General features: G+C 69.5%; 12 protein-coding genes. 6 read left to right on the forward strand and 6 right to left on the reverse strand.

The genetic code is table 11. The annotated features are described in order from the left end of the window. Positions 1-99: 99 nt before the first annotated feature. Positions 100-669: a hypothetical protein gene (locus G4H71_RS10240; protein ID WP_072738876.1), complete on the forward strand. Its 570-nt coding sequence runs from the start codon at positions 100-102 to the stop codon at positions 667-669. Here the strand turns inward: G4H71_RS10240 and G4H71_RS10245 are convergent. Both G4H71_RS10245 and G4H71_RS10250 read right to left on the reverse strand, forming a co-directional pair. Then, complete coding sequence (locus tag G4H71_RS10245) at positions 653-1942, reverse strand: MFS transporter (RefSeq protein WP_072738875.1); 1290 nt, start codon at positions 1940-1942, stop codon at positions 653-655. The two genes, G4H71_RS10240 and G4H71_RS10245, sit on opposite strands and share 17 nt — an antisense overlap. A 56-nt stretch (positions 1943-1998) precedes the next feature. Further along, positions 1999-2949 (reverse strand): NAD-dependent epimerase/dehydratase family protein, encoded by a 951-nt coding sequence (locus G4H71_RS10250; RefSeq protein ID WP_072738874.1) that lies wholly within the window; start codon positions 2947-2949, stop codon positions 1999-2001. Between the two features lie 145 nt (positions 2950-3094). Between G4H71_RS10250 and G4H71_RS10255 the strand changes: the two genes are divergently transcribed. The 3 genes from G4H71_RS10255 to G4H71_RS10265 all read left to right on the forward strand — a co-directional run bounded on the left by G4H71_RS10255 (position 3095) and on the right by G4H71_RS10265 (position 4812). Then, positions 3095-3790 (forward strand): TetR/AcrR family transcriptional regulator, encoded by a 696-nt coding sequence (locus G4H71_RS10255; RefSeq protein ID WP_072738873.1) that lies wholly within the window; start codon positions 3095-3097, stop codon positions 3788-3790. A 58-nt stretch (positions 3791-3848) separates the two neighbouring features. Then, entirely contained in the window at positions 3849-4454 is a 606-nt protein-coding gene (locus G4H71_RS10260) for a YqgE/AlgH family protein (RefSeq protein WP_072738872.1), read from the forward strand. Between the two features lie 139 nt (positions 4455-4593). Next, entirely contained in the window at positions 4594-4812 is a 219-nt protein-coding gene (locus tag G4H71_RS10265; RefSeq protein ID WP_246442296.1) for a hypothetical protein, read from the forward strand. Here the strand turns inward: G4H71_RS10265 and G4H71_RS10270 are convergent. After that, positions 4799-5587 carry a helix-turn-helix domain-containing protein gene (locus G4H71_RS10270; RefSeq protein WP_072738900.1) on the reverse strand — a complete coding sequence of 263 codons (789 nt, stop codon included), beginning with the start codon at positions 5585-5587 and terminating at the stop codon, positions 4799-4801. The genes G4H71_RS10265 and G4H71_RS10270 overlap by 14 nt on opposite strands. Before the next feature lie 125 nt (positions 5588-5712). On the opposite strand from G4H71_RS10270, the gene G4H71_RS10275 reads away from it, so the two are divergent. Beyond that, the gene (locus G4H71_RS10275; RefSeq protein WP_072738870.1) at positions 5713-6069 is read left to right on the forward strand and encodes a DUF1330 domain-containing protein; all 357 of its coding nucleotides are present in this window, start codon (positions 5713-5715) and stop codon (positions 6067-6069) included. A gap of 217 nt (positions 6070-6286) precedes the next feature. Here the strand turns inward: G4H71_RS10275 and G4H71_RS10280 are convergent, their stop codons facing one another. The 3 genes from G4H71_RS10280 to G4H71_RS10290 form a co-directional block, all read right to left on the reverse strand. Beyond that, on the reverse strand, positions 6287-7993 hold the full coding sequence (locus G4H71_RS10280; RefSeq protein WP_072738869.1) for a phytoene desaturase family protein: 1707 nt from the start codon (positions 7991-7993) through the stop codon (positions 6287-6289). 251 nt (positions 7994-8244) lie between these two features. After that, complete coding sequence (locus G4H71_RS10285) at positions 8245-9258, reverse strand: SdpI family protein (protein ID WP_072738868.1); 1014 nt, start codon at positions 9256-9258, stop codon at positions 8245-8247. A 16-nt stretch (positions 9259-9274) separates the two neighbouring features. Beyond that, positions 9275-9676, reverse strand: a complete 402-nt coding sequence (locus G4H71_RS10290; RefSeq protein WP_072738867.1) for an SdpI family protein — start codon at positions 9674-9676, stop codon at positions 9275-9277. A gap of 120 nt (positions 9677-9796) precedes the next feature. On the opposite strand from G4H71_RS10290, the gene leuS reads away from it, so the two are divergent. Continuing rightward, the gene (leuS, locus tag G4H71_RS10295) at positions 9797-12634 is read left to right on the forward strand and encodes a leucine--tRNA ligase (protein ID WP_072738866.1); all 2838 of its coding nucleotides are present in this window, start codon (positions 9797-9799) and stop codon (positions 12632-12634) included. Positions 12635-12668: the final 34 nt, after the last annotated feature.

The raw sequence follows: 12668 nt of genomic DNA on the forward strand, positions 1-12668 counted from the left end.
AAGCTAACACCGGCCCGGACGTTCCGGGCGAAAGGGACCCTTCCGGCGATTCCGGAATCGGGCGGAACCGTCTGCCGCCCCGGTGCGTCCAATGCCTGTATGGACCCTTTGGAACCCGTCGAGTACTCGTTCGGAACCGGTCACGGCGAGCCCACCAGCTGGTCGTCCGTACCGGACCTGATCGTCGGTGGCGGTTCGGTACCGAACGCGGTGCGGCTGGACTTCGACGGCGACGGGCTCCTCGACGACGCGATGTGGGATTCGGACGGCGACGGCATCGCGGATCACTCGATCCTCGACGTCGATCTGGAGGAGTCGGGTTGGGACGAACTCGGTCTCGACGCCGCGGGCGAGCAGGCTCGGTACTTCACCGATCCGTCCGGTGCCGGAACGTGGAATCTGGAGGTCCAGGGCCCGGAGCGGGCCGCACCGGAGTCCACCGAGCAGGGCCTCGACGAGCAGCGGTCGGACGAGGCGGCGCCCGGCGTGCCCGTCCCCGCACCGGCCGCCGCACACGAGCCCCGACTGCCCGAAACCCGGACGGTGGGGGTTACCGGGATGGCGGAGCCCGCGTCCGTGCCGACGACGGCGGACGTCCATCTGGCGCGCGGCCGAGAGTTCGGGGTGGACGAGCCGGAGGACCGCGGCCCGGTCACCGTCGGGAGTTGAGCGCCACCGCCACCAGGCCCGCCGCGTAGCAGCCGGCACCGGCCAGGACCAGTCCGGGACTGTGGCCGTCGGGTGCGATCACCGTGGCTGCCGCGGCGATCGACGCGAGGAACGCCAGGTTGAACACGGTGTCCTGCAACGCGAACACCTGTCCGCGCCGGGCGTCGTCGATCTCGATCTGCATGGAAGCGTCACCGCTCAGCTTGATGCACTGGCCCGCGAATCCGAGGAAGAGGGCGCTCACCAGCAGCAACCCCTGATCGAGTATCGGGACGAGGGTGGCCTGGACGGTCAGGGTGAGAACGAGACCCGAGACGACCGTCCGGGGACGCCCGATCCGTGGGACGAGGAAGGGGGTCGTCGCCGCGGCGGCGAGCATCCCCGTCGCGGTGGCGGCCACGGCGAGGCCGAATCCCGCGAAGCCGGCCGGGAGCATGCTGTCCGGATCGTCCACCCGCAGTACCAGGATCATGACGAGGGTGTTGATGCCGAAGACGACACGGTGTGCGCCGATACCGATCATCGCGGTGGTGACGCCGCGCGATTCCCAGACCGCCGTCGCGCCGGTCTTCAGTCCGGCGGCGACGGCGCGCACTGCGCTGCGGCGAACCTTCTCCCCGATGTCCGGGCCGAGTTGGCGGCGGGGGAAGCTGCCCGCCGCGAGTGCGCCCAGAACCGATCCGGCGGCGGCGAAGGCGACCGCGAACCCGGATCCCCTGTCGCCCGCCCCGACGATGCCGATCACGGTCACGGCGGCACCGGCGCCCAGAGCCGCGACCGCGGTGCCGGCCGTGACGAGCACGGAATTGGTGGGTACGAGCCAGGATTGACGGACCACCCGGGGCAGTGAGGCCGATACGCCGGCGAGAACGAACCGACTGACACCGACGGCGGCGAGCGCGAGCACGAACAGGGGCGTCTCCCCGGCCCCGGCGAACAGCAGTGCCGCCGTGGCCAGGATCAGCACCCCGCGCAGGACGTTCGCCCACAGCAGGACGAAGCGGCGGTCCCAGCGGTCGAGGAGCGCCCCGGCGAACGGTCCGACCACCGAGTACGGGAGCAGGAGTACGGCGAAGCCCGCGGCGATGGCAGTGGGGTCGGTGTGCCGTTCCGGGTTGAACAGGATGGCGCCGCCGAGCGCCGCCTGGAACATCCCGTCCCCGAACTGACTGGCGAAGCGGACCAGGGTGAGTCGGCCGAGGCCGGGCGAGTGACGCAGCGTGTGAAGGGCATTGCGGACGGCTTGCCGTCGGCGCCCGCGCTGCGTCTCCATTCGGACGAGCCTATCGGCAGCCCGGTCGGCCGCCGGAGCCCGTCTCGACGCGATCGTCAGGCGGCCGTGGCGGCGCGTTCGCGCCACCAGGCGACGGTCTCGGCGATCGCGTCGGCGAACGCCGTCGGAGTCAGACCGAGGCGCTGCTCGCTCGCCGCCGAATCGAGCACGAACGGGTCCTCGAACTGGTAGAGCATCTCGGCGAGCTCGCGGGTGTCCCGATGGACGCTCCCGACGCCGCGCAGCATCCAGGACGGAAGGACGCCCGCCTTCGGGGCCGGGACTCCTGCGGCCTCGGCGACGGCCTGCACCATCTCCCGCTGTGTGCGCGGCGCGGAGGTGGGCGCGTGCAGGACGCTGTTCCACAGCGCCGGGTCCTGTGCGGCGGCGATCATCGCGGCGGCCAGATCCGGGACGTACGTGAAGGAGTGGGGGACGTCGAGTGCGCCCATGACCCGGACGGTCTTGCCGGCCAGGACGAGCGGGAACAGCCGCTCCCCCGCGTGGGCGGTGCGGACGTGGGGTCCGAAGAAGTCGGAGGCGACGACGCTCACCGTCGGCGTCGGCGAGGCCGCCCTGCCCGCGAGGAGCGCGGTGCGTACCCCGCCCTTTCCGGCCGTGACCGTGCGGGGAGTGTCCTCGGTCATCGGCTGCGTGCTCGCGTCGTAGGAGTAGAGGCTCTCCGGGAACACGACCACCGCGCCGCGACGTCCCGCTGCACCCAGCACGACCTCCTCGGCAGCGGGCAGTTCCCGCTCCCACGTGTCGGCGCGATAGGCCGAGCCGTGGATGCAGTGGTAGATCGCTCCCCCCGGCTCGAGCCCGTCCAGGGCCGTGTCCAGTGCGCCGGGGTCGGACACGTCGACGGCGCGACGCTCGACGAGGGGGTGCTCGGGGCCGGATCCCGAGCGGGTGAGGATCCGCACCCGGCGTCCCTGCTCGGCCAGTCGAGTGGCGACGGTCGTGCCGACCGGGCCGGCTCCGGTGACGATGTCCATGCTGGTCATGGCGGTGCTCCTTCGAGTGGGGGGTGTGTCGATCGCAGTGCGAGAGCACTGCTCTCGTTTTCCACGATGCCGGTCTCCGGGGCCGCTGTCAAGAGCAGTGCTCTCATTTGTTGACAGTGCTCTCCGTGAGCGTCAGGCTGGGGGCATGACACGGACACCGCGGGAACGTGCTCGCGAGCAGACCCTGCGGGACATCACCCGTATCGGCCGCGAGCATCTCGCGACGGTCGGGGCGGCAGCACTGTCGTTGCGCGCCGTGGCTCGTGATCTGGGGGTCGTCTCGTCCGCGGTGTACCGATACGTCGCCGGTCGGGACGAGCTGCTGACGTTGCTCGTCGTCGACGGCTACACGGAACTGGGTGACACCGTCGACGCGGCCGTCGCCGAGCACACCGATCCGCGGGAGCAGTTCCTCGCACTCGGCCGTGCCGTCCGGTCCTGGGCCCTGCGGGAGCCGGCCCGGTACGGGCTGTTGTTCGGCAGCCCCGTACCCGGGTATCACGCGCCGGGCGAACAGACGACGGACCCGGGTACCCGCGTCGTGGTGACCGTGCTCCGGATCCTCGAGCGGGCGCACCGAGTGGGGGCCCTCACCGCCACCGACCCGTCCGAGATGGATCCGGCACTGTCCGCGGACATGCGAGAGGTGCGCGGCGAGTGGGGTTTCGAGATTCCCGACGCCGTCCTCGCCCGCGGTGCCCTGGTGTGGCCCGCGCTGTTCGGCGTCGTGAACTTCGAGGTGTTCGGGCAGTACGGCGCCGACAGCTTCCCCCATCGGGACGAGTTGTTCGAGCATCACCTCGGCGTTCTCGCGGACGTCGCCGGATTCGTCCGGACCTGAGTGTGGGGGTTCGGCCACTCGAGTCACCTCGGTCCGCGCGCGGTGCCATGATGACTACGTGACGCACGCAGAAGACCCCGAGGACAGAACTGCATCGGCGGACCCGGTCGTGCGTCCGGGCAGTCTGCTGGTGGCGTCCACCGACCTGCTCGATGCGACCTTCCGGCGCACCGTCGTCTACATGATCGAGCACAACGACGGCGGCAGCCTGGGCGTGGTCCTCAACCGACCCAGCGACACCCCCGTGCACAACGTCCTGCCGGGCTGGGCACCGCTCGCCGCGCGGCCGGCGACGCTGCACATCGGCGGGCCGGTGAAGAACGACGCGGCGCTGTGCCTGGCGACCTTGCGCACCGGGGCGGACACCACCGGCGTCCGGGGATTGCGGCGGGTGCACGGCCGGGTGGTGATGGTCGATCTGGATTCGGACCCGGACGAGATCGCCCCGCTCGTGTCCGGTCTCCGGATCTTCGCCGGATACTCGGGATGGACGCTCGGCCAATTGGACGGCGAGTTGCAACGGGACGACTGGATCGTCATCTCCGCGCTGGCGGAGGACGTCGTGAGCCCACCGATGACGGACATGTGGGCTGCGGTGCTGCGTCGGCAGCCGCTGCCGCTGGCACTGCTCGCCACCCACCCGATCGACGTCCAGCGCAACTGACCCGGCCCGGGGACGGATCGATCGCGTCGATATCCCAACACGCCCGCCCGCCTCGCGGGACCTGTCTCACCCCGGTGGTATCAACGAGGAACAGGCTCACCGGAGGTGTGCCGACGATGCTCGACGGAGGTGAATGGACGTGAGTGCGATCAGGGCGCGAATCTGCCTGGAATGTACCGCCGACCTGGACCACTGCCACGGCACGTTGATCGAGCACCGCGACGCGCTGGCCGAGTGCACGGACCCGGAGTGCGTCTCACTGGCCGGGGAGCGGCATCCCCTCGTCGTCTCCTGCGCGGAGATCGACGGCTGCGCGTGCGAGTCGGAGTCCCGCATCGAGTTCCTCACCGCCTCCTGACCGCGCGGTCGAAGAACTCCCGGGTCACCGCGTCGGACGGGTGGAAGGACTCGATCGCAATCTCCGAGACGGTCACGTCGCGTGGGGTACCGAACACGGTGGTCGTACTGAACAGGGACAGCACGGTGTCACCCGCGAGCACCGTCAGCGGCACCAGCAGGGCCGACGTGTCGTGGGTGTCGTCCTCACCGCCCGGGTAGCCGACCAATTCCCCGAGGAGCGCCTCGGTCGCGGTGTCCCCGGTCGTCGCCACCTCTCTGCGCAGCCGGTCCAGCAGATGGGCCCGCCACTGGCCGAGGTTGAGGATGCGGGGTGCGAGCCCGTCGGGGTGCAGGCTCAGCCGCAGCACGTTCACGGGAGGCTCGAGCAGGTGCCCGGCCGCGCCCTCGGTGAGCAGAGCGACGGCGTCGTTGCCCGCGACCATGTCCCAGTGGTGGTCGACCACGACGGCGGGATACGGCAGGTGGGCCTCGAGAATGCGATCGATGGCGTCACTCACCGCTGCCATCGGAGTGTCCGCGAGACTGCGGTGCGGATAGGTGGGTGCGTGGCCGGCGGCGAGCAGCAGCGTGTTCCGTTCGCGCAGCGGCACATCGAGGTGTTCGGCCAACCGGAGGAGCATCTCCGGTGTCGGCCGGGACCGGCCGGTCTCGATGTAGCTCAGGTGCCTGGTCGAGACGCCGACCTCGGAGGCGAGCCGCAGTTGCGTCAACCGCCGGCGCTCGCGCCAGCCGCGTAGCAGGCGCCCGACGGGCGGGGAGGTCGTCTCCGTCATGAACGCCACGGTAGTTCAGGCGGGTGCGCCTGCCCATGACCTCGGAGGTCATCGACCGGATGACCCGGAGGGGACACGCTGGTCTCACCGCGGCACCTCGGCCGCACCGACGAAAGGACAGGGCAATGAGCAACACCGAGAGGAAAACGGACACACCCGAGGTGAGGGGCTACGCGATTGCCGTCCTCGAAGAGGTGCGTTTCGGACCCGAGATCACGGAGTACCTCGAGCGCATCGACGCGACACTGGCGCCGTACGGCGGACGGTTCCTCGTGCACGGTGCGGAGCCGGTTCCGCTGGAGGGCACGTGGGCCGGGACGCCGATCGTCGTCGAGTTCCCCTCCCCCGCGGCGGCGCGGGAGTGGTACGACTCGCCCGCGTATCGCGCCATCCTGCCGCTGCGCACCGAGAACTCCGACGGCAGAGTGATTCTGGTGGACGGAGTCACCGACGACCACCGGGCGACCGACATTCTGGTGTGAGCCAGTGCTTCCGCGGCGGGTGAGGGAAGCGCGCGGGCGGGACGCACGGATCCGCGCACAGTCCGGTCGAGGCGCGCACGCTGCAACGTTCGCAAATGGCTGCAGCCTGCGCGCGTTCCCGATTCGACTACAGGGAATGCGTGGCTATCTGTTGTCCTGTGGGACGTCATTCGGCACATAGCGATCCTGCCTCCTACCCTTTCGTCCCGGGGCGCGCCTACCCCAGCCCGCGGGTTGCGTCGAGTGTGTCGAACCCGGACGGCCACCGAGACAGCAGCTCAGGATCCGCGATCACGTCACCCCTGCGGATGTCGTTCACCAGATCGCGCCCGGTTACCGCGGCGGCGGCATGCACTCCGCTGAGCATGGACCCGACAGTTCCCGGCCCCCAAGTGGTGCTGGTGCCGACGACGAAGAGCCCGTCGATCGGAGTGTGCGTTCCCGGCCGTAGTGGGCCCGCCTGGTCCCACCGCAACGCCAGGCCGAACGGTGCCCCACCGGTGTTGCCGACGAACCGGGTCTGGGTGGCAGGGGTACCGAGCTCCGCGAGGCGCACCTTCGAGGACGACCCGGGGTAGGCCTGCTCCATCCGCTCGAGCATTCCGTCGAGCACGATTTTCTTGATCTCTCGGTACCTGCGGCCCTGGCGGTACTCGCCGGAGGCCACGTCGTAGCCCGCGAAGCCCCACAGGGAGGGGTCGGCGGGGGTGATCGTCTGCACCTCGATGGTCGAGTGTCCGTCGGGCGCGGCGGCGCGATGCCCGGGATCTCTCCGCGAGGAGGACTGGAGGAACATCGGCTGCTGGGCCGCCATCTCGTGTGCCCATCGGTACCCGTCGGATATGCCCTTTCCGGCGATGATCCTGCGAGAGAATCGGGTCAGCGACAGCAGTGATGCGGCGTTGTCCCAGTTCGGTATCGCGAAGTAGTTGCTGTTCGGCCCGCTGTGGACGTCGTACTCGACACCGAAGAAGCCGTTGATCAGTGGGTGGGACATGGTCCAGCGCTTGACCCGCTCGCGGTACAGGTATGGAAGGTGTTCCAGCCCGACCAGATCGGTGTAGGTCTTGATGATGTCGGCGTCGGACACTACCACCGGGGCTTCCAGCACCTCGCCGTCGGACAGTCGGACACCCGTCACCCGGCGGTTCTCGACGAGCACCCGTGCCACCTCGGCATTGGTGCGGATGGTTCCCCCGTGCGAGGTGATCACCTCGGCGAAGCCGGCGGCCAGAATCTGTCCCCCGCCGCGCGGATAGAACGAGCCGCCTCCGACGTAGTCCTGATAGAAGCCGGCCATGGCGGCGGTGGGAATGCTCAACGAACTCGAGGCGAGTGCACCGCATTGCACGGACAGGGCGAGTATCGATCGTGGCGAGAAGCCGCATGCTGCCAGCATTCCGGCGTAGGGCATCGCGAGAAACGGTGCTGCCCAACCTGCTGCGGTGATCCAGCGGGCCGCCACGGCCCCGGGCCGGTGCGGGCCGCGGCGATCGAGACTGTCGGAGAGCCGCCGCATGATCGCGTGGAAGCGGCGTGCAGCTCGCTGCTCCTCGGGGAAGGCGGCGAGAAGTTCGTCCAGGAACGCATCCCAGCCCACCGGCACGCGCAACTGGAAGTCCGGGCCGATGACCCTGTCGAAACCCTCCGCATCCATCGGTAGCCACTGGATTCGGTCGTCGAGCGCCAACCCGCGCATCATGGCCGTGACGATGCCGTCGGGCCCGACGTCACCGACGTAGTGCACGCCGCAATCGAACTCCCATGCACCCCGGCGCCGAAACACGTGGGACGAGCCGCCCAGCGCCGAGTAACGCTCGAGGAGCAGCACGCGTCGGCCGGACGCAGCGAGATAGGCGGCGGCGGACAACCCGCCCAGCCCGGACCCGACGACCAGTGCGTCCCACTTCGGATTTCCGACCACGGTCGCCTCCTGGAGTGTTTCGGGTGTGTCTGTCGCGACGGGCCAGTCGCACCGGGCATTCATATGTGCAACTACTAGTAACAGTAATATGGGTAGTCTTGCCCGTAGTGCTCGCTGGTGTCAAGGGTGGAGCTGCGAAGGTGCCGTGCAGACGGGCGACGGATCGGGCTGCCGTCGCACCCGCTGTGGACAACCGCAATGCGCACACCGGTAGCGACGAACTACAGCGCCCGCGGCAAGCGCCGCCCCGGCTAACGGGGGTCGGGGCTGCGGCCCTCGCGGTCGGCGTAGGCGTTGAGTGTCCCGGCCATCTCCTCGGCCCGCGGGCTGGTGACGGTGAGACGTTCACCCGACGCGGTGGTGATCACCACCGCCGGGCCGGTACGGGTGACGACGCCGTAGTTGCGTCGGCCCTTGATCTTGAAACCCCAGCCGCCGAAGTCGTCGAACGGCTTCACCTCGCGAACCTCGGCGCCGACCATCTCGCCGATGCCGTAGGCGAGCGAGACCATGCCCAGGTTCACCACCCGGACGCCGGCGGCGTCGACGATCACCCGGAAGCGCAGCAGCGCGGTGACCAGCAGGCCGAGCGGCACGAACACGGCGAACGGCCACCATCCGCCGGCGAGGGCGGCGACACCGGCGCCGGGAAGCACACCGACGAGCACGAGCACCGTCAGGGAGCCGGTGAGGCCGATCCCGACCTGGTCGTCCACGACGCCGGGGTCGGCGACGCGCGGCAGGTTCTTCGCCGGGGGTGCCGTCGCGCGGCTGCGGGTACGGAAGTCGCCCAGCAGCGTCGCGCCCAGCATGCCGATCACCGCGCCCACGAGGACACCGATTCCGATCGACGACAGCGGCGGTTCCAGGTCCGCGCCGGACGCCAGATCGAGATGCGCGTGCACGATCGCCACCTGTACCGCGGTCAGCAGGCCCACCACCGACAGTCCCAGGACGAGCATCACGCGGCGCATCAGCAGTAGTGCCTGCGCGAACGCGGCCACGACACAGCATCCGCCGCCGACCAGGACGATCAACAGCGCGAAGGTCCAGGCGTTCGTCATCGGCGGGCTGAAACCGTCCGGAGCCGTCGACGTCCAATGGGTGGCGAGTTCCGCGGGCAGCCGCGCTTCCCACGCGAGGGTGAGCAGCACCCCGGACGCGGCGCACGCGAGGGGGAGGAGCACGCCGAAGATCAGGCCCGCGGGATCGAACAGGCGCGCGCGGGAGGACGGGGACGCGGCGCCGGGGAGGGAATCGGTCATGGGGCGCCGGTCCCGGTCAGGACGGGGAGCAGGCGTCTCGCAGCGAGCAGGCGCCGCACGAGTTGCCGCAGGCGCCGGCGTCGGAGGTGGGCAGTGCGGCCGCTGCCTTGGCGCCCATCATTCCGCCCGCGCCTGCGGTGAGGGCCGCCGTGACGAGGGCGGCCACGACGAGGCCGGCACCGAGGGGGCCGCCGACGAGCAGGCCCCCGAGTCCACCGAGGGCCAGCAGGCCGGCCGTGGCCAGCAGGGTCGGGCCGGCAATGCGGTTGGCCAGGGCAAAGGTCTGGTCGTCGCGCAGGGTGGCGGGGGTACGCACGCCGGCCCAGCGGTTGCGCGGGAGCCGCTCGGTGAGTCCGGCGACGGCCACACCGGCAACGGCGAGGGCGAGGGTGAACAGCACCACGGACACGATCAGCACGAAACCAGGATACGGGTCCGGGGACGGGCGGATGAGTTCGGGTGCAGCGAGGCTCTACCCTGGTTAGCGGTATTTCCCGTCCTTGCCGAGCAGACAGCAGCCGAGTAGATAGCGACCACCGTGACCGAGCCCCACACGCCCAGCCCGTCCGACGCCACTCCGACGCACCGCTACACCGCGGACCTCGCGGGTCGGATCGAGGAGCGCTGGCAGGACCGGTGGAGCGAGAGCGGAACGTTCGCCGCCCCCAACCCGGTCGGTGACCTCGCCGGCGACGTGCCCGCGGACAAGCTGTTCGTCCAGGACATGTTCCCCTATCCGTCCGGTGCCGGGCTGCACGTCGGTCACCCGCTCGGATACATCGCCACCGACGTGTACGCGCGCTTCCACCGGATGCTCGGCCACAACGTGCTGCACACCCTCGGCTACGACGCGTTCGGTCTGCCCGCCGAGCAGTACGCGGTGCAGACGGGCACCCACCCGCGCACGACCACCGAGGCGAACATCGCCAACATGAAACGGCAGCTGCGCCGGCTCGGCCTCGGGCACGACGAGCGCCGGACGTTCGCGACCACCGACGTCGACTTCTACCACTGGACCCAGTGGATCTTCCTGCAGATCTACGGCGCCTGGTTCGATCCGGAGCAGAAGAAGGCCCGCCGCATCACCGAACTCGAGGCGGAGTTCGCGGCCGGTACCCGGCCGACCCCGGACGGGCGGAGCTGGGACGAGCTGTCCGAGCAGCAGCGACGCGACCTCGTAGACTCGTATCGTCTGGTGTACCAGTCGGATTCGCTGGTCAATTGGTGCCCTGGACTCGGTACGGTGCTGGCCAACGAGGAGGTCACCGCGGACGGCCGCAGCGACCGCGGCAACTTCCCGGTCTTCCGCAAGCATCTCAAGCAGTGGATGATGCGGATCACCGCCTACTCCGATCGCCTCGTCGACGACCTCGAATACCTGGACTGGCCGGAGAAGGTCAAGACCATGCAGCGCAACTGGATCGGGCGCTCGTACGGCGCTCAGGTCCGGTTCGCCGCCCCGGGGGGCAACGACATCGAGGTGTTCACCACGCGGCCGGACACGCTCTTCGGCGCCACCTACGTGACCCTGGCTCCGGAACACGAACTCGTCGATCGGCTCGTCGCCGACTCCTGGCCGGACGGGGTGGACGACCGGTGGACCGCCGGCGCCGCCACTCCCCGTGAGGCGGTGTCCGCCTACCGCCGGGCGATCGCTGCGAAGTCGGATCTGGAGCGTCAGGAGAACAAGGAGAAGACCGGCGTCTTCCTCGGCGTCCACGCGGTGAATCCAGTGAACGGGCAGCAGGTTCCGGTGTTCATCGCGGACTACGTGCTCACCGGGTACGGGACCGGCGCGATCATGGCGGTGCCCGGTCACGATCAACGCGACTGGGAGTTCGCGCACGCGTTCGGGTTGGACATCCGCGAGGTCATCTCCGGTGGTGACCTCGCCGAAGGCGCCTACACCGGCGACGGCCTCCTGGTGAACTCCGGCTTCCTCGACGGCGAGGACGTCGCGTCCGCCAAGAAGGCGATCATCGCCCGGCTCGAGGCGGACGGTACCGGCGAGGGCACCATCCAGTACAAGCTCCGGGACTGGCTGTTCGCCCGCCAGCGCTACTGGGGCGAGCCGTTCCCCATCGTCTACGACGCCGCCGGAAACGCGCACGCGCTTCCGGAAGACGTTCTCCCGGTGGAGCTTCCCGAGGTAGAGGACTACGCGCCGGTGTCGTTCGACCCGGACGACGCCGATTCCGAGCCGTCCCCGCCGCTGGCCAAGGCCACCGACTGGGTGGATCTCGAGCTCGATCTCGGCGACGGCCTGCAGCACTACACCCGCGACACCAACGTGATGCCGCAGTGGGCGGGCAGCTCCTGGTACCAGCTGCGCTACATCGACCCCACCAACCGGGACGCGTTCTGCGACATCGAGAACGAGCGCTACTGGACCGGGCCCAGGCCCTCGATCCACGGCCCGAACGATCCCGGCGGCGTGGATCTCTACGTCGGTGGTGTCGAGCACGCGGTACTGCACCTGCTGTACTCGCGGTTCTGGCACAAGGTGCTGTTCGATCTGGGGTACGTGACCTCGAGTGAGCCCTACCGTCGCCTCTACAATCAGGGGTACATCCAGGCCTACGCGTATGTCGACGAGCGTGGGGTGTACGTCCCTGCCGACAAGGTGGAGGAGCGCGACGGCGCGTTCTTCCACGAGGGGAAGGAGGTCCGACGCGAGTACGGCAAGATGGGCAAGAGCCTGAAGAATGCCGTTGCGCCGGACGAGATCTGTGACGACTACGGCGCCGACACCCTGCGGGTGTACGAGATGTCGATGGGTCCGCTGGACACGTCCCGTCCGTGGGCGACGAAGGACGTCGTCGGCGCCCAGCGTTTCCTGCAGCGCCTGTGGCGGCTCGTCGTCGAGGAGGAGACCGGGGCCCTGCGGGTCACGAGGGACGAGTTGTCCGAGGATACGTTGCGTGCGCTGAACAAGGCCGTGGCCGGGGTCCGTGACGACTACGTCGGCCTGCGCGACAACACTGCCGTCGCAAAGCTGATCGAGTACACGAACTACCTCACCAAGACGTACCCGGACGGTGCTCCGCGCGCCGCCGTCGAGCCGCTGGTGCTCATGGTCGCGCCGCTGGCGCCGCATCTCGCGGAGGAGCTGTGGTCCAGGCTCGGGCACGAACAGTCACTCGCGCACGGGCCGTTCCCCGAGGCCGACGAGAAGTGGCTCACCGAGGACACCGTCGAGTACCCGATCCAGGTCAACGGAAAGGTGCGCAGCCGCATCACGGTGGTCGCCGATGCCGGACGCGAGGACATCGAGACGATCGCGCTGGCCGACGAGAAGATCGCCGCACTGCTGGAGGGCAAGGACCCGCGCAAGGTCATCGTCGTGCCCGGCAAGATGGTCAACGTCGTTCTCTGACGACACCGGAACGTGGCCTCCCGCCGTGATGTTC

Origin of the sequence: Rhodococcus triatomae (assembly GCF_014217785.1) — a bacterium.
Classification (GTDB): domain Bacteria; phylum Actinomycetota; class Actinomycetes; order Mycobacteriales; family Mycobacteriaceae; genus Rhodococcus_F; species Rhodococcus_F triatomae.

What these genes read in the sequence shown, in the direction of transcription:
- G4H71_RS10240 (WP_072738876.1), top strand. Translation starts at nt 100, where the DNA reads ATGGACCCTTTGGAACCCGTCGAGTACTCGTTCGGAACCGGTCACGGC.
- G4H71_RS10245 (WP_072738875.1), bottom strand. Translation starts at nt 1,942, where the DNA reads ATGGAGACGCAGCGCGGGCGCCGACGGCAAGCCGTCCGCAATGCCCTT.
- G4H71_RS10250 (WP_072738874.1), bottom strand. Translation starts at nt 2,949, where the DNA reads ATGACCAGCATGGACATCGTCACCGGAGCCGGCCCGGTCGGCACGACC.
- G4H71_RS10255 (WP_072738873.1), top strand. Translation starts at nt 3,095, where the DNA reads ATGACACGGACACCGCGGGAACGTGCTCGCGAGCAGACCCTGCGGGAC.
- G4H71_RS10270 (WP_072738900.1), bottom strand. Translation starts at nt 5,587, where the DNA reads ATGACGGAGACGACCTCCCCGCCCGTCGGGCGCCTGCTACGCGGCTGG.
- G4H71_RS10275 (WP_072738870.1), top strand. Translation starts at nt 5,713, where the DNA reads ATGAGCAACACCGAGAGGAAAACGGACACACCCGAGGTGAGGGGCTAC.
- G4H71_RS10285 (WP_072738868.1), bottom strand. Translation starts at nt 9,258, where the DNA reads ATGACCGATTCCCTCCCCGGCGCCGCGTCCCCGTCCTCCCGCGCGCGC.